The organism is Marinobacter lacisalsi (assembly GCF_042651045.1).
In the GTDB taxonomy this organism is placed as follows: Bacteria; Pseudomonadota; Gammaproteobacteria; order Pseudomonadales; family Oleiphilaceae; genus Marinobacter; species Marinobacter lacisalsi.
Genome location: NZ_JBHSDI010000015.1, coordinates 184,213 through 202,082, shown reverse-complemented (window position 1 = coordinate 202,082; position 17,870 = coordinate 184,213). Strand labels below are relative to the sequence as shown.

At 58.9% G+C, this 17,870-nt stretch carries 19 protein-coding genes; 11 read left to right on the top strand and 8 right to left on the bottom strand.

What is annotated here, in order from left to right; translation table 11 throughout:
* Nucleotides 1-248 precede the first annotated feature (248 nt).
* The 4 genes from ACFOZ5_RS12510 (at nucleotide 249) to ACFOZ5_RS12495 (ending at nucleotide 1,921) form a co-directional block, all read left to right on the top strand.
* A complete protein-coding gene (locus ACFOZ5_RS12510) occupies nucleotides 249-491 on the top strand; it encodes a hypothetical protein (protein ID WP_379887786.1) in 243 nt (80 codons plus the stop codon).
* Entirely contained in the window at nucleotides 445-888 is a 444-nt protein-coding gene (locus tag ACFOZ5_RS12505) for a putative adhesin (RefSeq protein WP_379887784.1), read from the top strand. The genes ACFOZ5_RS12510 and ACFOZ5_RS12505 overlap by 47 nt, the downstream gene beginning before the upstream one ends.
* A complete protein-coding gene (locus ACFOZ5_RS12500) occupies nucleotides 888-1,352 on the top strand; it encodes a DUF7919 family protein (protein WP_379887782.1) in 465 nt (154 codons plus the stop codon). Before ACFOZ5_RS12505 ends, ACFOZ5_RS12500 begins: the two co-directional genes overlap by 1 nt.
* Nucleotides 1,353-1,474: 122 nt before the next feature.
* Nucleotides 1,475-1,921: a hypothetical protein gene (locus ACFOZ5_RS12495; RefSeq protein ID WP_449288624.1), complete on the top strand. Its 447-nt coding sequence runs from the start codon at nucleotides 1,475-1,477 to the stop codon at nucleotides 1,919-1,921.
* Nucleotides 1,922-2,883: 962 nt separating this feature from the next.
* Here the strand turns inward: ACFOZ5_RS12495 and ACFOZ5_RS12490 are convergent.
* The 4 genes from ACFOZ5_RS12490 to ACFOZ5_RS12475 all read right to left on the bottom strand — a co-directional run bounded on the left by ACFOZ5_RS12490 (nucleotide 2,884) and on the right by ACFOZ5_RS12475 (nucleotide 5,212).
* Nucleotides 2,884-3,834, bottom strand: a complete 951-nt coding sequence (locus ACFOZ5_RS12490) for a transposase (protein ID WP_379887780.1) — start codon at nucleotides 3,832-3,834, stop codon at nucleotides 2,884-2,886.
* Nucleotides 3,835-3,883: 49 nt separating this feature from the next.
* Complete coding sequence (locus ACFOZ5_RS12485) at nucleotides 3,884-4,114, bottom strand: hypothetical protein (RefSeq protein ID WP_379887778.1); 231 nt, start codon at nucleotides 4,112-4,114, stop codon at nucleotides 3,884-3,886.
* A gap of 81 nt (nucleotides 4,115-4,195) precedes the next feature.
* Entirely contained in the window at nucleotides 4,196-4,567 is a 372-nt protein-coding gene (locus tag ACFOZ5_RS12480) for a hypothetical protein (RefSeq protein ID WP_379887776.1), read from the bottom strand.
* Nucleotides 4,568-4,726: 159 nt separating this feature from the next.
* Nucleotides 4,727-5,212, bottom strand: coding sequence for a DUF4124 domain-containing protein (locus ACFOZ5_RS12475; RefSeq protein ID WP_379887774.1), 486 nt, complete (start codon nucleotides 5,210-5,212; stop codon nucleotides 4,727-4,729).
* Between the two features lie 282 nt (nucleotides 5,213-5,494).
* Here ACFOZ5_RS12475 and ACFOZ5_RS12470 point away from each other — a divergent pair, with 282 nt between their 5' ends.
* From ACFOZ5_RS12470 to ACFOZ5_RS12455, 4 genes are all read left to right on the top strand, one after another.
* Nucleotides 5,495-5,887: a hypothetical protein gene (locus ACFOZ5_RS12470; protein WP_379887772.1), complete on the top strand. Its 393-nt coding sequence runs from the start codon at nucleotides 5,495-5,497 to the stop codon at nucleotides 5,885-5,887.
* 406 nt (nucleotides 5,888-6,293) lie between these two features.
* Nucleotides 6,294-6,575: a hypothetical protein gene (locus ACFOZ5_RS12465; protein WP_379887770.1), complete on the top strand. Its 282-nt coding sequence runs from the start codon at nucleotides 6,294-6,296 to the stop codon at nucleotides 6,573-6,575.
* 1 nt (nucleotide 6,576) lies between these two features.
* The gene (locus tag ACFOZ5_RS12460) at nucleotides 6,577-7,533 is read left to right on the top strand and encodes a phosphatidate cytidylyltransferase (protein WP_379887768.1); all 957 of its coding nucleotides are present in this window, start codon (nucleotides 6,577-6,579) and stop codon (nucleotides 7,531-7,533) included.
* A gap of 11 nt (nucleotides 7,534-7,544) precedes the next feature.
* On the top strand, nucleotides 7,545-8,192 hold the full coding sequence (locus tag ACFOZ5_RS12455) for a lysophospholipid acyltransferase family protein (protein ID WP_379887766.1): 648 nt from the start codon (nucleotides 7,545-7,547) through the stop codon (nucleotides 8,190-8,192).
* 21 nt (nucleotides 8,193-8,213) lie between these two features.
* Here the strand turns inward: ACFOZ5_RS12455 and ACFOZ5_RS12450 are convergent, their stop codons facing one another.
* Nucleotides 8,214-11,003 carry a mechanosensitive ion channel domain-containing protein gene (locus ACFOZ5_RS12450; protein WP_379887764.1) on the bottom strand — a complete coding sequence of 930 codons (2,790 nt, stop codon included), beginning with the start codon at nucleotides 11,001-11,003 and terminating at the stop codon, nucleotides 8,214-8,216.
* Nucleotides 11,004-11,174: 171 nt separating this feature from the next.
* The gene (locus ACFOZ5_RS12445; protein ID WP_379887762.1) at nucleotides 11,175-12,281 is read right to left on the bottom strand and encodes an enoyl-CoA hydratase/isomerase family protein; all 1,107 of its coding nucleotides are present in this window, start codon (nucleotides 12,279-12,281) and stop codon (nucleotides 11,175-11,177) included.
* Nucleotides 12,282-12,550: 269 nt separating this feature from the next.
* On the opposite strand from ACFOZ5_RS12445, the gene ACFOZ5_RS12440 reads away from it, so the two are divergent.
* Entirely contained in the window at nucleotides 12,551-12,853 is a 303-nt protein-coding gene (locus ACFOZ5_RS12440; RefSeq protein WP_379887799.1) for a c-type cytochrome, read from the top strand.
* A 77-nt stretch (nucleotides 12,854-12,930) separates the two neighbouring features.
* Here ACFOZ5_RS12440 and ppnN read toward each other — a convergent pair whose 3' ends face one another.
* On the bottom strand, nucleotides 12,931-14,316 hold the full coding sequence (gene ppnN, locus ACFOZ5_RS12435) for a nucleotide 5'-monophosphate nucleosidase PpnN (protein WP_379887760.1): 1,386 nt from the start codon (nucleotides 14,314-14,316) through the stop codon (nucleotides 12,931-12,933).
* Between the two features lie 119 nt (nucleotides 14,317-14,435).
* Between ppnN and thiI the strand changes: the two genes are divergently transcribed.
* Both thiI and ACFOZ5_RS12425 read left to right on the top strand, forming a co-directional pair.
* Nucleotides 14,436-15,887, top strand: coding sequence for a tRNA uracil 4-sulfurtransferase ThiI (thiI, locus tag ACFOZ5_RS12430; RefSeq protein WP_379887758.1), 1,452 nt, complete (start codon nucleotides 14,436-14,438; stop codon nucleotides 15,885-15,887).
* Nucleotides 15,888-15,905: 18 nt separating this feature from the next.
* Nucleotides 15,906-16,649, top strand: coding sequence for a YdcF family protein (locus tag ACFOZ5_RS12425; RefSeq protein WP_379887756.1), 744 nt, complete (start codon nucleotides 15,906-15,908; stop codon nucleotides 16,647-16,649).
* Nucleotides 16,650-16,663: 14 nt separating this feature from the next.
* On the opposite strand, the gene ACFOZ5_RS12420 is transcribed toward ACFOZ5_RS12425, so the two are convergent.
* Nucleotides 16,664-17,680, bottom strand: a complete 1,017-nt coding sequence (locus ACFOZ5_RS12420; protein ID WP_379887754.1) for a histone deacetylase family protein — start codon at nucleotides 17,678-17,680, stop codon at nucleotides 16,664-16,666.
* Between the last annotated feature and the right edge of the window lie 190 nt (nucleotides 17,681-17,870).

Here is a 17,870-nt window from a genome sequence, read left to right as displayed (position 1 = left end):
TCCGAAACTTCAGCTTACCGGAATCAGTGACTCTGAATCCGGAAAAGGCGGCGAACTGTTAAAGAGCTGATGACTTAAACGCGACAACTACGTTGACAGACTCCGTGGGGCAGACTGTCAACTTTTTATACGGAGGCGCCGCCACAAACGCTGCTGATCTATGGAGGTCAACGTTCGGGGATGAAAGATATATTGGTATAAATCCTTTGACCAAGGAGTGGCAAGGGTATACTAATCGAGCAGACAGGATGTTTGATATCCTGCCGATGCCTGTCGGAAAAGCTGATGACATGGCGGAAGCTCTCGGTGCTTTTGCAAATAAAGTAAAGAAATTAGATCCCTCAGAGTTCTTTGATGAAGTGTTTTCCATGCCTGTTGGTAATATTGGGCGACCAAATATATCGAACGGGGTTCCGGTCGATAATGTTTCGATAGGCGTTGATAGTGGTCATCAATTGGCCGGATCAGTTACCCCCTGGCGGAACAGGTAATGTTTTAACGGGGCATGGAACATATTGGAATGGGGTGGAGGGGTTTCCTGCTGATGGGATTATGCGAGTTCCGGAAGGAACAGCATTAACGCTCCCTCGTCACAACGTTAAACTTCCTGATGTTGCAGGCAAACTAATGGAGCAGGGGGATTGGGAGCGACTGGGCACACTCATGGATATTGACCCGCGAATGGCGGAATCTCTAGAAGGTATGACAACAATGCTTCCAGGAGCAAACGTTAGAAAATACACACTTACAAAGCCTGATAGCCGGGTCAATGTTATGGAGAACTCGGTTAGTGTGGACGGAAATGTTAATCTAGATGCTATTCTAAAGCCTGATCAAGGGTGCGTCTCATGGGCGGCCTGTACAGTTGACTACTTCGGAGCTAATTAATGAAGTATGAGGATATGAGCTTATATGAATATAAGCTTCCCTTTAGTTTGAGTGGTTTTTATAATGTGGGTTGGATTGATGAGCCAGGCGGGTACGCTTCTGGTCGATCAAAAGAACTCGTTGACAAACTCGTGGAAATGCTCTTAGGAAAAGATGGTTGTAAATTTGAGTTTAACTTATTGAGAGGCCCAGCTCATGCTTGTGAGATCTGTGGGGAGCGTGAAGTAAAGGTTAAGCTAGGCGATAAAGAACATTTTCTGGGATGCAGTGAGTTAATGGTCCCTGACGAAAAAAATGGGGTTTTTTATGTTTCCCCGTCAATGATTATTCACTATATGGACAAGCACGGTTATCTGCCTCCCAAGAACTTCTGTGACGCAGTTCATGCTGTAGATATGGCTCGACCGTTTGATGCATACGAAACGTACCTTGATGCCTTGGTAAAACAAAAGACAGCTGGTTAAGGGCAGCCTGGTCCCCGGATGGCCTGATCACCCGCCGCCAGTTCGACAGCAGTGGCCGCCTGCTCAGTGAGGAGCGCCCCGACGGCAGTCAATGGCGCTACCAGTACGACGCCAATGGCTGGATGACGAAGGCCACCAGCGACACCGGCGAAGTCTGCCGAATCGGCTACAGCCCCAACGGCGAGGTGCTGGCTGATGAACGCCAGGGCAACCTCCACCGCTACGCCTTTGATCAACAGGGGCGCGTGGCCAGCACCTTGCAACAGGACCTGGTCACCGAGTACGACTACGAGGGCGCCAAACTCCTCGCCGTCCACCAGTACCCGGAACAGGCCCCGGAGCAGCGCCGCAGCCGGCAGTTCGGCCATAACGACTCCGGCCTGCTCACCACCTACACCAACGCCGTGGGCGACACCCACCGCTACGACTACGCTCAGTTGGCCCGCCCCGTTGCCTACCGGCGGCCGGACGGTCACAGCGTGGGCTACGACTACGACCTGGAAGAACGCCTGACCCGTGTAAAAAAAGGAAAGGGACAGGCAGTAGAAAAAATGCGATTGATGACCTGAAAGGGCCGGCATTAAATTTTAGCGGAGCAGCAGGGCATCGGTCAGCTTCTTCAGCAGTACCGTTGGACACCAGTGATGGTGATGTCGATACGAGGTCTTCTATCATTGAGGGAGGTGTGTCAACCTCAAGAGGAAGTGCTTCTGCTACTTGGTCTTATGGTTTGGAGGCAAACGAAGATCGGTGGTATTAATCTATTATGGTGGCAGACTTTGATTATATTGTATTCAGTTTTTTTTGCGGCGTTATGCCTATTTTTTTATAATTTATATGGCTGGTTTTTTGCCCGGACATTGTTTTGGCGAGGGCTTGTTGATTATTACCCGTGTGATGTTGAAGAGTTTAGAGGTCTGCCAAAAGATACAATAGTTTCTGGTAGGTTTGTTTATTCGGTGGATAGGGTGTGGGGGAGTAATGATTATATATTTGTGAAAAACACTGAGGATTATTTATACTTGGGCGTAGATTTCTGGTTTTCTTTTTCTATAGGTGCAATTAAGATACCGAAGTCTAAGTTGGTGTTTTCCGGTTACAAGAGGCACTTTTTTAGGCGAAGAAATGTTTATGACGTCAAGTGTGCTAACTGTAAATTAAGATCAATTGCTTTACTTTGCGACATACAAAAGATCTGACGTACAAGAAAGAATGAGAGAGAAGCAATCACTTACACTATTCGTCGCAAGTTCGACAGTATCAGCCGCCTACTCAGCGAAGAACGGCCCGACTGCAGCCAGGGTGGCCAGTGAAGGTGAAAGGGTGAAGGTGAAAGGGACAGGCAGTAGAAAAAAAGAGACTGAACCTAATAGCCCTGGCGTTACAGGAAAGTCGCCGACACCCTTGGGGTTGCGTGAAATTCCAGACAAGGCCGTAACTGATGAAAAAAACGCCCTATTTGTCGGCATTGAGGACAAGTCTGCCCCCTGGCAATAACCAGTAGGCATGTTGAGAGGGAAGAGAGTGCAGTTCAGGCGGATCGTCGTCGGTCCAGATGAGCCCGCCGGTTGCCCGGATACCGCTCCTCAAACTCGCTGGCTTCAGCAAGCCATTCTTCCGTACTGAGCTCGAGCCTTTTCAGAATGGGTGGCTGGTGTTCGGGTATGTATCCGCGCTTGCTGGGAGGGATGATTCGCCCGGTGAAATCCACCAGTTCCAGGTAGTCGCACAACGAGAACAAGATGCCCCTTTGCGGCTCGTTCGTGACCGCCCCTTCGAAATCGAGCAGTGGTCTGAGAGGCAGGGGGAATTGTCTCAAAAAGAGCTGTTCACTCTGGGACTGGATTGCTTCTGACAGGTTAAATCTGGGGGCAATGCGCTCCTGGATGCTGGTATGGTCAGAGGATTCCGGCGTTTTCGCCATGTCGGCACGGACGGGATTCAGGTCCACATAGGCCATGCAGCTCAGTAGGGCCTGTGATTTGAATCGTGACTCCCAGAAGTGGCCGGTACAGTCATCTTCCCGATTGGCCTCCCTGGCGATGGACTCGTTCAGGCACTTCATGAACCAGCTGAGGTCCGTCAGCCGCTGCCGGTAGATGCCGGCGATCTGTTGAACGGACCGATGTTCTGCTTCGTGCAGGTCCTCACCGGCCTGGTAGCGTTGCACCAGCAGAGGACCCTTGAACAAGCTGGTCCAGCGTTCAAGGACTTCCTTATCGTCCCAATCGACAGCTTGCTCCGGGGCGAGCTTGACCACCAAATGGTAATGGTTGGACATCACCGCATAGGCGCAAAGATCGATGGTGAAGATGGACGAAAGCAGCCGGATGCGTTGTTCGATCCACAGGCGACGATGCTCATAGCTCTGGCCAGTCTGGCGGTCGAAGCCACACAGAAAGGTCCTGCGTACGCAGCGGGAAACGACGTGGTAATAGGGCGTGTCGGCCACGGAGATGAGTTGTTCCCTGGGGCGAGTCATGCCAATCCTTTAGCGAGTTGTGGACATGGCTGTTTAAAACCACAGTGATTCAGGCCTCGCAAGCGTCGACGTTGGCTGCAGGTGTCCGATTGTTGTTGGCGTTGTTGGAGTGACTGTCCCTGATCGTTTGTAATGCCTGATCCCCCTCGGAAACGGGTGCGACGATAACGCTAACACCGTAGGGGGCGGCAAAGGCCTTGGGATACTTGGAGAGTTCCAGGGCCGACGCGCTGGCGGCCAGAGCACATCCGGCGACGAATGCTAATGCTTTGTTTATCATTGGTTTATCCTCCATGATAGTTTGGTCTTCAGGTTGGGCCGGTATCATACCCGAGGGCGATAACGGCTATTGGGTGGCTTCTCAAGCCAGTGGCGGCGCCTCATACCAGCCCTTGTGAAGGTAATAGAGCACGACCAGGGCGATGAGTGTGCCCAGCGGTATGTTGGCGAGTGAGAAAATGGCCAGTACAGCGCCGGCAATGCGGGCCCACCGCCGGTGGGTTTTCAGGGCACGGCCTACCCAGAGATAGAGGGTCGAGAGCCCCAGCAATACACAGGCAAGGGATGCCAGGATGGTAATTTCTTCCGCGCTGATACGCTCAGCTCCGTCTCCGGTCATGGGCAGGATGGTCGCCACGCTGACCAGACCTGTCACGGCCAGGCTGAGCCAGCCGAGCAGAATAAAGAATCGCCCGGCCTTTCTGGTAGAGGTGATCTGTCCGTTTGAATACATGTAAGCTCCTTTTACATCGTGATCCTTCCTGGCGCGCTAGCTTATCGTATTCTAATTGGGTGGGCACCAGTGTCGGTCCGGAAGGCTTGGTGCCCTGCGACACAATCTTACGTGGAGCCGCATGTTTGATCTGTACTATGAGATTGAGCGTCGGCCTTGTCAGAACTCCGGCGAATGCCGCTGCCCGCAGCGGGCCAGGTGGTTGGTGATGTCGCCCAGGCATTCGAAGAACTTGCGGTTGTTCCCTGTCGAGCGCTGGCAGTTGCCCATGCTGATGTTCCCCGCCAGCTCATCGATCTGCTTCATGCCGTTGTTGTAGTCCTCTGTCGACATGTGGCCGGTGTCGCGATTGCGCTGGCCAACCTCGCGCATGCTCTCGATCCAGTCCTGGCCGTTGGATACCGCCGTGCCGCAGTCCAGGCTCTGGTCGGGAGCTGGCGATGAAACCGCGCTGGTACTGGCTCTTTGGCCGGAACCCGAGCCGGTGCGGACCCGCATTTCGCTGGATTTGCCATTCATGCACGGGCGGTCGGAATAGGCGATCCTGCCGTCAGCTGTCTCGCATTTGTAAACGCCGGCGTGAGTGCCCATGGAAACAGCCAGCAAAAGGGGAAGGGTGACGAGGATGAGTATCCGTAGCGACATGCAGGGTGTCCTTACAACGATTGTCCGGAGCTGGCCGGAACGGGACTGGAAGAGTAAAAGTTTATCCAAGGTGGGGGCGACGGTGGAGGCCTGAATTGTCAACCGATGTAAAAGACTGACGATTTATGGGCCGGGTTCACGTTTCATGGTGTTGGCTGGCGCGCCATGGTGTGATGAGCCGCTACAGGACGGCTGGTCGGATAGCAGATCGTCGGGGCCTGTAGTATTATCGATCGTTACATCTATGTAACCAACAGGGCAGTGCGCCAGGGACAGGTCGACATGGAAGGGAAATCCGGGAAATTGCTGGCCGCCGGCCTGGCATTCGCGCTCTGGGGTGGCTGGGCGTTACTGGCCAACTGGCAGGCCGGGGTCAGGCCAGCGCTAATGGCCGGCCTGCTGCAGGGTGCCATGAGCTTTCTGGTTACGTTATTGATGGCCTCCGCGGTTATCTGGCAGGTGCGCCGTCTCAGGCGCCCGGCTGGCAAGATACTGGTCCCGACGCTGCTCACCGTCTCGGTGACAGGTTCCCTTCTTTACCTACTGCATACCCTGTCCGGGACGCCCGGTGTCTGGCGAACCATTGTTCCCCCTACCACGGTTGCCTTTTTCTATTGCTTGTTGCTGAGCGTGGAGTCACAGCGACAGGCTTCTATCCCTGATCAACCCGGTTGACGAATTCGGAGTGCAATAGCGATGGATGATGTACAAGGCCAGAGAAGGCCGCTCAAGGTTCGGCAGAAGCAATGGACAGGACAGGTTGCCCGCTGGCTGGGGCGGAGACAGGTCACACCGAATCAGATCTCGCTGGCAAGCATGGCCTTTGCCTTGCTGGGCGGTGGCTCCTTCCTCCTCAGCGGTCAGCTGGACGGTGGCTGGCGCTGGCTTTTCCTGCTGCTGGCGGCGGCCATGATTCAGGGGCGGCTGCTATGCAATCTGTTCGATGGCATGGTCGCCGTGGAGGGCGGCAAAAGCACTCTGGCGGGGGAGCTCTACAACGACGTGCCCGACCGGGTCAGCGATTCCCTCCTGCTGGTGGCCCTGGGTTACTCGCTGCCAGGATTCGAGTCCGCCGTGTGGCTTGGCTGGCTGGCTGGCGGCATTGCTGGCGGTGATGACCGCTTATATCCGGGTTCTGGGCAGCGCCCTGGGAGTGCCGGCGGATTTCCGCGGGCCCATGGCCAAGCAGCATCGCATGGCCCTGCTGACCGTGGCCTGTCTGGCGTCGATCTTCGACACCCTGTGGGCTGGCACCGGCATGGCACTGTGGCTGGCACTGATACTGGTGGTCGTGGGTAGCGCAGCCACCTGCTGGCGCCGGTTGGCGGGCATTCATGCCGGCCTCGGTCGAGGGGAGGGCTGAGATGGATCTCTCGTTCCTGTTGATCCTGTCCCTGCCCGCCAGCATCCAGTACGCCATGCTGGGGGTATTGCTGCTGCTCGTCGCGGGCTCAGTGGCAGAGCGTCTGCTTGCCAGTCGCATGGCCGCAGATGCCCATCGGGAGTTGCGGCAGCGCATCAACTCCTGGTGGGTGATGGTCGGTGTCATTTTCGTGGTGCTGATCATCGGACGGTTCGCGTCGCTGGTGTTCTTTGCCGTACTGAGCTTCCTGGCGCTGCGGGAGTTTTTCTCGATCCTGCCGGTGCGTCATACGGATCGCCGCGTCATCCTGGCGCTGTATCTGATGATCCCGCTGCACTATTACTGGATCGCCCTGGAATGGTACGGGGTGTTCATTATTTTCATCCCGGTCTACCTGTTCCTGTTTATTCCCTTTGCCCTGCTGATGCTGGGAGAGACCAAAGGCTTCATCCGGTCTGCCACGTCCTATCAGTGGGCGGTGATGACCACCGTGTTTGCCATCAGTCATGTGGCCTATCTGCTGATCCTCCCAGGTGACACCAACCCGGCGGGTGGTCCCATCGGGCTGGTGCTGTACCTGCTTTTCCTGACCCAGTTCAATGACGTGGCCCAGTACCTCTGGGGCAAGACCCTGGGCAAGCGTAAGATTGTGCCGAAGATCAGCCCCAACAAGACCTGGGCCGGGTTTTTGGGCGGCGTCTCCACCACTATGGCACTGGGTATGGTGCTGGCCCCCTGGCTGACACCGCTGTCATGGTTTGAAGGCCTGGGGGCTGGCCTGCTGATTGGCGTGGCGGGGTTTGTGGGCGATCTTACCGTATCAGCGACCAAGCGCGACCTGGGCATCAAGGACACCGGCCAGCTGATTCCGGGGCACGGCGGGGTCCTGGACCGTACCGACAGCCTGATGTACACCGCGCCGCTGTTCTTCCATTTCGTGTATTACCTGAAGTACTGAGGGGGTGAGTCATGTTCAGTAACACCCTGAAGAGGCTGTTTTTCCTGCTGCTGGTCAAGCCGGTGGTGTTCATCGGGCTGGGGCTCAATCTGTTCAATCGTGAGCGCCTGCCAGGCTCTGGCCCCGCCATCATCGCGGCCAACCATAACAGCCACCTGGACACCATGGTGTTGATGTCGCTCTTCCCCGTTCGCCAATTGCCAAAGGTTCGCCCCGTGGCGGCTGCCGACTACTTTCTGCGCAATCGCCTGCTGGCGTGGTTCGCCCTGCGGGTGATCGGCATCATCCCTCTCGACCGGCAGGGCGGGGTCTCGAAAGAGGACCTGTTCGCCGAGTGCAAGGCCGCGCTGGCGAATGGCGAAATCCTGCTGCTGTTCCCGGAGGGCAGCCGTGGTGACCCGGAACAGATGCAGCCGTTACGCAAGGGGGTCTATCATCTGGCGCGTAGCGTCGACGGTGTTGCGGTGACCCCGGTGGTGATGCATGGGCTGGGCCGCGCCATGCCCAAGGGTGGGTCCATGATTGTGCCGTTCAACTGCGATGTGGTGGTGGGTGAGGCCCACTATCCCGGTGACAGCGCTGACGACTTTATTGAACGCCTGAGCCGGACTTTTGAAGAGCAACTGGACCAGTGCCTGACCCGCAGGGTGGAAGAGTGATCGCACTGCCGTCCGGGAGCTTCACGCCTCCCTGTCATTGGGGCGCTCCGGGTCTGGCGTGGTTGCGGTCGTGCGAATATGGACGTCCCGCTGCGGGAAGGGGATCTCAATACTGGCGTCGCGTAACGCGTGAGTGATGGCGGAATGCAACTCATGGGACAGGGGCATGAAATCCAGCAGGTCCCTGATGAACACCCGCAACTCGAAATTGACGCTGCTGTCCCCAAAGCCCACGCAGAAGGCTGCCGGTGCCGGTTCTTCCAGGACACGCTCATTATTGACGGCGAGGTCGTGGAGCAGATCACGCACCGCGTCCACATCCGACCCGTAGGCAACCCCCACCCGGATGATGACGCGGGTGATGGGGTCGGACAGGGTCCAGTTGGTCAGGTCCTGGGTGACAAAGGTCTTGTTGGGAATGATCTGTTCCTTGCGGTCCCAGTCCACCAGCGTGGTGGCCCGTATGCGGATGCGGGAGACGGTGCCGGTGGTCTCGCCGATGGAGACGGTATCACCCACCCGGATGGGGCGCTCGAACAACAGGATGATACCGGATACGAAGTTGGCGACGATTTCCTGCAGGCCGAACCCCAGGCCCACCCCCAGGGCGGCCACCAGCCACTGCAACTTGGACCACTGCAGGCCGATGCCCGCCAGGGCAGCCGCGATGCCGACGAACACAATGACGTAGGTAACCATGGTGGTTATGGCATAACCCGCGCCGGGTTCCAGGTTCATCCGGCTGAGCACCATCACTTCCAGGGTGCCCGGCAGGTTGCGGGCTGCGAGCACGGTGCCCACGCCAAACAGCAGCGCTATCATCAGGTCACCGAGGCTGATCGGCAGCGCTTCCTCGCCCGTGCCGATGGACCACACCGTGATGTTGTCAAACACCTGCAGAGCCGGTATGACATCCGCCCAGAACACCCACAGGACAACCCCCGCCAGCACCACCGCCAAAATTTTCAGCAGTGCCTTGCTCTGATGGCTGATGTCTTTCAGGTCCATTTCCGGCATGTCCAGGGATACCGGTACACCTTCCCCGGAGGATCCCGCCGCTTCCCGCGCTTCCGCGAGGCGGCGGTCGGCGGCGCGTTGCTCCCGCAGGCGTTCCAGGGTCAGGCGACGTTCACGCACCGCCAGGCCCCGCAGGGCCATGTAATAGAGGAGTATGACAAAGGCCAGCCAGCACAGGCTGATGAACATCAGCCCCTCCAGTTGTATCGCCGTGTGGTGATAGCCCCACAGTGAGGCCAGTGCCAGCACCAGGGGCGTGGCCACGGCCAGGATATGGACCACCTTGAGGAGGCGCTGCTCGGGGTGATGCAGCCGCACCGAGGTCATCACGCGGTGGGCAAACAGGGAAAGGGCTGCCGAGGCGATGATGAACAGCACCCGGCCCAGGCTGTCATTGAAGGCCGATCCGGCGGCAGTGTCCAGCGGTGCCATGATGATGGTGACCGGCACCAGTATCGCCAGCAACAATGGGATATTGCGGCGAATGGCCTTTAAAGTGTCCGCATTCCAGCGAAAGTGACGCTCCCCGAGTCCATCCTTGCGGGCCACTGAATGCAGAACGCGCAGGAGCAGGGTCACAAAGGCCGCACCGGCCAGACCAGTGGCCAGGGCGGAGAAGAAGGTGTTGCCCTCCTTGAGGAGAAGGGCGCCGATCGACAGGGCCAGTACACTTGGCAGCGACAGCAACAGGGTGAACGTGGCCGCCGCCAGAGTGTGGTATATCCGGTCCTTGCCCACGTTGCCCACGTGTTTGCCTGAACGGACCAGGGCCTGATAGGTGTTTTTGCGCTTTGCCAGCAGCAGAGTGAGCACAATGGCCATCAACAGAATGCGCAGCCCCCGTTCGGACACCGACTGTTCAACGGCCTCAACCAGTGCCGGCCATTGGAACTCCGACAGGAACCAGGCCCCGCCCTGGTAGAGATTGCGGACCATGTCGACCGTCACCGGAGCGGCACTGGGCAGCCAGAACAGCCGCTGCTGGAGCAGCTCCTGATAGGCATAGAAGCGGTCCTGCAGCTCTATGACTGTGCTGTAGTAGTCGTTGAGGACCTCGATATGCCGGGTTACGGCGGAATGCAGTTGCTCAATCAGCTCGATGCGTTTCTGGTTCATACGGTCGCGGGCGGTGGCGTCCGGCGCGGCAATGGCGCCATATTCTTCGAGGCGAAGCTGTTCTTCCCGGGCGGCAGACAGCTGTTCGCTGATACCATCGATCAGGCCGGCATCGATAGCCTGATTCTCCAGGCGGTCCAGCCGCTGGCGTAACAGGCGGGCGTACTCCGTGGTGAGGTTCAGTCCGGCCTTCTCCAGGCGCAGCTCGAAACTCGCGTACTCGTTGTTGAGGCGTTCCAGCAGTGATTGGGCATGGGCTAGGCGCTGGCGGCTGGATTGTAATGCCGACTGGCGCTGGTCCAGCGCCTCCCGGAGTACCTGGATCTGTTGACGGATGTCAGCTGTTTCCGTGCCGGGCAACTGGCTTTTGACGGGGACTTCCACCTCGCCCTCGAGATCCGGCTGAACCGGATTGGGAGACGGCTCGGGCGGCGGCGCTTCTTCCCCTTCGCCCTCCCCATCATTACTCGACGACGATGCCTGATTGTCCCCCGAGCCGGAAGTTTGCTGCGAGGAATCTCCCTGGTCCTGCGACGGCTCCTGATCGCTGGTGCCGGAAGACGGTGGCAACAGGTCGGTCAGCGACTGGGCCCGGCCCTCTGCTGCCAGGGCCAGGCAGATTACCATAAGGAGTGGCGCCAGACGGCCGGGGAAGGCGGGTACCAGTCGCGGGATCATCGTTGCAAGCGCATCCTTTGCCAGTCAGTGAACAGGCTTTCCGGGTGTTCCTGGTCGGCGGAAAACGCCTGTCAGGGCAGCCAGGAACTCCAGTGTAGCGTTATTCCGCCGGCGGTAAAGGCGTTGATCTGCCCATATCGGGGCGCCTGCCTGCTGTGACCGGTTAAATCTTTACGACAGGTCGCCCAGGGGATCTTCCTGTTCCGGCCACGGCGCCTCGAAATAGCGTTCGATAGTGTCCTCCGGTATGTCGGTGACTGAGCGGTAGGTCCAGCCGGGGCACTGATCCCGGTCAATCATCCGGGCGCGGATGCCCTCCCTGAGGTCTGGCTGGGCAACGCAGCGGGCCGCCATCGCCAGCTCCATGCGGAAAATATCCTTCAGCGACATCTGCAGGCCATGGCTCAGCTGGCGCTCGAGCAGCAATAACGAAACCGGGCAGGCGTGACGCAGCCGATCGATGCAGGCATTCCACCAGTCATTGCCGGGTGGGCTCTGCAGCAAGCGGTCGACCACTCTGGGCAGCTCATCCCGGCGACACAACCGGGCGATGTCCTGCTCATAGCGGGCCAGCTCACTGTCCGGCAGAAGGGACGGGGAGGTTTCTTCGGTCTGGTCCAGCAACCGGAACAGGCGATTGTCGTCGGCGGCTATCTCGCCGGTCCAGTGCTGGTCGGTGATCCGGCTGATCAGTTCTTCTCCTTGCCGACGTTCGATCACCAGGTCGGCGAGCCCCACCCGCATGGCATCGCTGGCGTTCAGGCGGGCGCCCGTCAGGCCCATGAACAGGCCGATACTGCCTGGCAGGCGGTTCAGGAACCAGCTGGCACCGGCATCCGGAAACAGCCCGATGGAGGCCTCGGGCATGGCCATCACCGTGTCCGGGGTGATCAGGCGGTAGCGGCTGGCCTGCAGCAGCCCCATGCCGCCACCCATGGTAATGCCGTGGGCGAGGGTAATGACCGGTTTCGGAAAGGTATGCAGAGTGTAATCCATCCGGTATTCCGGGGCGAATAACTCATTGACAGGGTCGACACTGGCATCGTCTCCCAGCGCTCTGTATAGCTCTCGCAGGTCGGCGCCGGCACAAAACGCCCGGTCGCCATTGGCCGTTATCAGTACCAGACAGACATCATCGTCTTCGGCCCAGGTATCCAGCTGCGTCTGTAGCGCCCGGAGCAGGGCAGGGGACAGGGCATTCAGGGTTTCCGGTGAGTTCAGCGTGATAACGCCAAGTTTGCCGCTGCGGCAGGGGATTTCCCGGGTCTGAATGGTCATGTCGTGTATTCAATCCTTGTCTGATCTGCAATAGTGGCTGACGGGGACTCAGTAGATTAACGCATTGGCCTGACGCGATATCAGGTCCTACAGTACCAGATATAGGCCAGTCTCAGGAGCAACAGCGGTAGGGACAATAGTCGTAAAACCCGGGGCAAAAATCAGCCTTGATTTGCCTCAAGAGCACCATTCTGAAGTTGTGTTATAAAGGCACAAAATCACGGGAGAGACCTATGACATTTGGAAAACTGATCTTTACAGGCGTATTGATGGCCGGCATGACAGTGTCCGGTATGGCGACAGCGGCTGGCGATGCGGAAGCAGGCAAGGCCAAGGCAGCGGTGTGTGCCGCATGTCATGGCAAGAATGGTATTGCACAGATTCCGGGCTACCCCAATCTGGCTGGCCAGAACGAGGCCTATCTGGTGTCAGCGTTGAAGGCCTACAAGAACAAGCAGCGCAGTGGTGGCCAGGCGCCCGTCATGCAGGGCCAGGCAGCCGGTCTCAGTGATGAGGATATTGCCAACCTGGCAGCCTACTACGCCAGCCTGCCGGCGGATGGTGGCGAATAAGCCTCCGTTGAGGTAAACAGAAAAACGGTCATACGCCGGGCGTATGACCGTTTTTTTGGGCCTGGTGCTACGGGACCCTAGTGGCCGCCGCTGACAATCCGGTAGCTGGGAATATAGACGGAATCCCCGGGCAGCTTCATCCGGTTCTGGGCTACGAAGGCCGCCAGCATTTCCTCCAGCGGATCCAGCAGTACCGGGTCGCCGGCAATTTCAAAGGGCCCGCCGGCCTCCACCTGTTTGATGCCCTCCTGCTTGACGTTACCTGCCACAATACCGCTGAAGGCCTTGCGCAGGTTGGCGGCCACCATATGCACGGGCTGATCCCTGTGCAGTTCCAGCGCACGCATGCTCTCGTGAGTGGGCTCGAAGGGCAGCTGGAAGACCGGGTCAATCTTCAGCATCCAGTTGAAGTGGTAGGCGTCCTGCATGGCCCGCCGGAAGGTTTCCACCTCGGTAATCCCTTTCTTCATGGTTTGCGCGACCCTGGCCGGGTCATCAATGATGATCTCGTACTTCTCCGCCGCCTTGTCGCCCAGGGCGTTTCGGATGAAGCGGTCAATCATCTCGAAATACTCGGCGTTTTCCCGCAGGCCGGTGAACACCACCGGGAACGGGATGTCGGCGTTGTCCGGGTGCAGCAACAGGCCCAGCAGGTAGAGGATTTCCTCTGCGGTTCCCACGCCGCCGGGGAACACGATGATGCCATGCCCCGTCCGCACAAAGGCTTCCAGCCGTTTCTCGATGTCCGGCAGGATCACCAGTTCATTGACGATCGGGTTGGGCGCTTCGGCGCCGATAATGCCTGGCTCGGTGATGCCGATATAGCGGCCATTTTTGACGCGCTGCTTGGCATGGCCGATGGTGGCGCCTTTCATCGGACCTTTCATGGCCCCCGGCCCGCAACCGGTGCAGATGCTCATGCCGCGAAGGCCGAGCTGGTGGCCCACCTCCTTGCTGTAGGAGTATTCTTCACGGCTGATGGAATGGCCACCCCAGCACACCACCAGGTCCGGCTGGCGGCCAGCCTGCAGGGCGCGGGCGTTGCGCAGGATATGGAAAATCAGGTTGGTCAGGTCTTCCGGGTTGTCCCGGCGGAACCCGGGTACGGAGTTGGCAATGGTGCTGGAGTAGACAATATCCCGCAGTACCGCAAACAGGTGCTCGCGAATGGCGCGGAGCATCTCGCCGTCCACAAAGGCGCTTGCCGGCGCATTCACCACTTCCAGCTTGAGGCCCCGTGGCTGCGGGACCAGCCGGATGTCGAAGTCCGCATAGGCTTCCATCAGGTCATTGGTGTCGTCGGTTTCCGCCCCGGTGTTGAGCACCGCCAGGGCACACTGACGGAACAGCTGGTAAAGACCTCCCTCGCTACGGTCCTTGAGGCGATTCACTTCATGATTGGAAAGGATTTCAAGGCTGCCCTCCGGAGAAATCAGGGCATTTACCGTTGGTTGTTTCTGCATGGCGTCCAAGCGTCCTGTCTGGTTTCGGCAAGGCCGGATTTTGAGGCATTACGGGAACCGGGTAGACTAAGACCTTTATTCGCTTTACGCCAGTCCATTATATAGTCGACCCGTTCCCCATGATGTTATTGATCCGTCCGGCTGCCGAGGTGGCCATCAAGAGTAAACCCGTCCGTCGTCAACAGATGCGCCAGCTGCGACAGAATATCCGCAAGCTGCTGATCCGGCTGGATGGGGACATTCAGGTGGAAGGCAGCTGGGACCGGGTCAATGTAGAGGTGCCGGACGGCCGTGGCCTGCTGAGCCCGGTGCTGGATGAACTGATCCGTATTCCGGGGATCTCCACAATCCAGGAGATTTCGGTCTATCCATTGGTCAGCCTGGACGACGTGGCGGAAAAAGCCATCGCAGCCTATCGCCAGCGCCTGGCGGGCAAGACCTTTGCCGTGCGCGCCAAACGGGCGGGCCAGCATGATTTCACCTCCAGTGAACTGGAGCGTCATGTGGGGGGCTGTCTGCTTGCCGCCTCGGAGGCGGCCGGCGTCAGGCTGAAAGACCCGGATATCGAAGTGCGTATCGACGTCACCGACGACCGGTTCCATGTTTCCCATCGCAAGCATGAGGGTATGGGCGGGTACCCCATCGGCAGTGTGGAGACGGTGATGACCCTGATCTCCGGCGGCTACGATTCCTCGGTGGCGGCCTACCTGATGATGCGTCGGGGGCTGCGTAGCCATTTCCTGTTCTTCAACCTGGGCGGGCATGCCCACGAGGTGGGTGTGAAGCAGGTGGTCAGCCACTTGTGGCGGCGGTATGGCTCTTCCCATTCGGTGAAGTTCGTGTCGGTACCTTTTGAGGGTGTGGTGGCCGAAATCATGCGCTCGGTTAACCATCGCCACTGGGGCGTGGTGCTCAAACGCCAGATGCTGATGGCGGCGGACCGGGTCGCCGAGGAACTGCGGGTCGAGGGGCTGGTCATGGGGGATGCGGTTGCCCAGGTGTCCAGCCAGACCCTGACCAACCTCAACGTGGTGGACCGGGCCAGCAGCATGATTGTACTGCGCCCGCTGATTGCCATGGACAAGCAGCAGATTATCCGCATTGCCCATGACATCGACACCGAAGCCTATGCCCGTAACATGCCGGAATACTGCGGCGTGATCTCCCAGAAACCGGCGACCCGGGCCAAACTGCATCGTGTTGAGGCGGATGAGGCCAACCTGGACCCGGCGGCCCTGCAGGCGGCGGTGGATAATCGTACCGAAACGCCGGTGTCACAGCTGATGACGGCCGAGGTAACCCCGGAAGAGGTGGAGCTGGTCAGCACCCCGGCGGTGGACGATGTGATCATCGATGTGCGTCACCCCGATGAGGAAGAGCGTTCGCCCCTGACCCTCACCAACAACGAAGTGATCAACATTCCGTTCTACGAGCTCAACCAGCAGGTCGAAAGCCTGGATCGCCATCGTCAGTACCTGCTCTACTGCGACAAGGGCACCATGAGCCGTATGCACGCTGGCCACCTGAAGGCCGAGGGACACGACAACATCAAGGTGTATACGCCGGGCTGAGCTCGAAAGGAATCCGCCATGATCACATTTCTCAAGTTTGCCGTGTTGCCGCCCTTTGCCAATATCCTTCTGGTGACGGCGGGGTTACTGCTCATCCGGCGGCTGCCCCGTATCGGCTGGTGGCTGATCGCGCTGGGCGCCATAACGCTTTACCTGCTGTCTATCCCGACGGCACAGTCGGTGTTGAGCATCGGCCTGGAGGATCATCCGGTGCCCTCGGTGGAGGAGGCCTCCAGGGCGCAGGCGATCGTGGTTCTCGGTGGTGGCCGGGAAACCGATGCACCGCACTGGGATGGCCAGGACACCGTGGCAGAAGCACCTCTGGCCAGGCTGGCAGAGGCTGCCCGCTGGCATCGCCGCACCGGGTCGCCGTTGTTGCTGACCGGTGGGCGCAATGGCATGGAGGATGCCGAATCGGAAGCTCAGCTGATGGCCCGTATGCTGGATGAAGCCTTCAATATCCAGCCTAAGTGGCTGGAGCACGAGAGCCGGGACACCCGTGAGAACGCCGAATTCAGCGCCCGCATCCTCAATGCCGGCAACGTGGACACCATCCTGCTGGTGACTCACGCAGCCCACCTGACCCGGGCAATCCCCGAATTCGAACGGCTGGGGTTTGAGGTCATTCCGGCGCCCATGGGGTTCACCCATACCGGCGGAAGCGGGGAGCTGAGCCTGCTCCCCCGTGCCTACTATCTGCAGCAAAGTACCCGCCTGGTCTACGAGCACATTGGCCGGCTCTATTACTGGCTGACCCGTTAGGGTGGCGAGCTCGCTTAAACCCCGCCAATACCCCGGAAAAACTGCTGCACGTTTTCGCTCAGGGACTCCAGGTCGTAGCCGCCTTCCTGAACCACCAGGGTAGGCAGGTGCAGCTGGCTGAGATGCTTGCCGAGCCTGGCGAAGCCTTCCGAGGTGACCGACACCTTGGCCTGGGGGTCATTCTTGTAGATGTCGAAGCCCAGGCACAGCACCAGCACGTCCGGATCATAGAGTCTGATGTCGCGCAATGCGTTATCCAGGGTCTCGAAGAAGTGCTCTTCGCTGGAACCGTGAGGCATCGGGTAGTTGATGTTGTAACCCTCGCCATCGCCTTCGCCGCGCTCGTTCTCGAAACCCGTGACTACCGGGTAGAAGTTGGTGGGGTCACCGTGAATGGACACGTACAGCATGTCGCTGCGATCGTAGAAGATCTCCTGGATGCCCTGGCCGTGGTGCATGTCGGTATCCAGGATGGCCACCCGGGCAAAACGATCCTGCAGGTACTGGGCGGCAATGGCCGCGTTGTTCAGATAGCAGAAGCCCCCGGCCGCGTCACGGCGGGCATGGTGACCGGGCGGGCGGCACACGGCGTAGGACACCCGGTCGCCGGCCTTGATCGCGTCAGCAGCGCCGAGGGTGGACTGGGCGGACCAGTAGGCCGCCTCCCAGGTATGGGGGCCGATGGGCGAACTGCCGTCAGCCTGGTAGCGGGCCGCTTCCGCGAGAATACCCTGCAGGTGGTTGGGGGAGCGAACAAAGATGTTGGAAATCACCTCATCGCCCCAGTCCTCCTGCTCCATCCAGCGCCGGTGGGCGGATTCCAGGAAGCGCAGGTAACCCAGGTCGTGGATATCCGAGATGGGGCCGGCCCCCTGGTCGGCGGGCTGAAGCACTTCCACACCCAGCTCCTTCAGGCCCTCCAGCATCTGGCCGGTGCGGTCGGCCACTTCCTGGGGCTGACGCATCTGACCCCGGGTAAAGTACGTCTTGGGCGCGTGCAGGTCCTGTGACGGGTGAAAATACGCTTTCATGTTCCGGCCTCCTGAGAAGTCATGGTTTCAGACCAGTATAGATGGCTGACGCCGGCCTGCCCGGTCCGGGGCCTTGCCTTTACAGACGTGGCAAAGGCAGCCAATATGTTTGAAGAACTTTCTGGATCCTGCCCCGCATGTCAGGGCGATCAGCAGTTTCACAAGTAGTCTCACTCTCGGGCGTTTTCGT

Bases quoted from the DNA above. Each gene is read 5' to 3' on its own strand.
- ACFOZ5_RS12510 (WP_379887786.1), top strand. From the start codon at position 249: ATGTTTGATATCCTGCCGATGCCTGTCGGAAAAGCTGATGACATGGCG.
- ACFOZ5_RS12500 (WP_379887782.1), top strand. From the start codon at position 888: ATGAAGTATGAGGATATGAGCTTATATGAATATAAGCTTCCCTTTAGT.
- ACFOZ5_RS12495 (WP_449288624.1), top strand. From the start codon at position 1,475: ATGACGAAGGCCACCAGCGACACCGGCGAAGTCTGCCGAATCGGCTAC.
- ACFOZ5_RS12490 (WP_379887780.1), bottom strand. From the start codon at position 3,834: ATGACTCGCCCCAGGGAACAACTCATCTCCGTGGCCGACACGCCCTAT.
- ACFOZ5_RS12485 (WP_379887778.1), bottom strand. From the start codon at position 4,114: ATGATAAACAAAGCATTAGCATTCGTCGCCGGATGTGCTCTGGCCGCC.
- ACFOZ5_RS12480 (WP_379887776.1), bottom strand. From the start codon at position 4,567: ATGTATTCAAACGGACAGATCACCTCTACCAGAAAGGCCGGGCGATTC.
- ACFOZ5_RS12475 (WP_379887774.1), bottom strand. From the start codon at position 5,212: ATGTCGCTACGGATACTCATCCTCGTCACCCTTCCCCTTTTGCTGGCT.
- ACFOZ5_RS12470 (WP_379887772.1), top strand. From the start codon at position 5,495: ATGGAAGGGAAATCCGGGAAATTGCTGGCCGCCGGCCTGGCATTCGCG.
- ACFOZ5_RS12460 (WP_379887768.1), top strand. From the start codon at position 6,577: ATGGATCTCTCGTTCCTGTTGATCCTGTCCCTGCCCGCCAGCATCCAG.
- ACFOZ5_RS12455 (WP_379887766.1), top strand. From the start codon at position 7,545: ATGTTCAGTAACACCCTGAAGAGGCTGTTTTTCCTGCTGCTGGTCAAG.
- ACFOZ5_RS12450 (WP_379887764.1), bottom strand. From the start codon at position 11,003: ATGATCCCGCGACTGGTACCCGCCTTCCCCGGCCGTCTGGCGCCACTC.
- ACFOZ5_RS12445 (WP_379887762.1), bottom strand. From the start codon at position 12,281: ATGACCATTCAGACCCGGGAAATCCCCTGCCGCAGCGGCAAACTTGGC.
- ACFOZ5_RS12440 (WP_379887799.1), top strand. From the start codon at position 12,551: ATGGCCGGCATGACAGTGTCCGGTATGGCGACAGCGGCTGGCGATGCG.
- ppnN (WP_379887760.1), bottom strand. From the start codon at position 14,316: ATGCAGAAACAACCAACGGTAAATGCCCTGATTTCTCCGGAGGGCAGC.
- thiI (WP_379887758.1), top strand. From the start codon at position 14,436: ATGATGTTATTGATCCGTCCGGCTGCCGAGGTGGCCATCAAGAGTAAA.
- ACFOZ5_RS12425 (WP_379887756.1), top strand. From the start codon at position 15,906: ATGATCACATTTCTCAAGTTTGCCGTGTTGCCGCCCTTTGCCAATATC.
- ACFOZ5_RS12420 (WP_379887754.1), bottom strand. From the start codon at position 17,680: ATGAAAGCGTATTTTCACCCGTCACAGGACCTGCACGCGCCCAAGACG.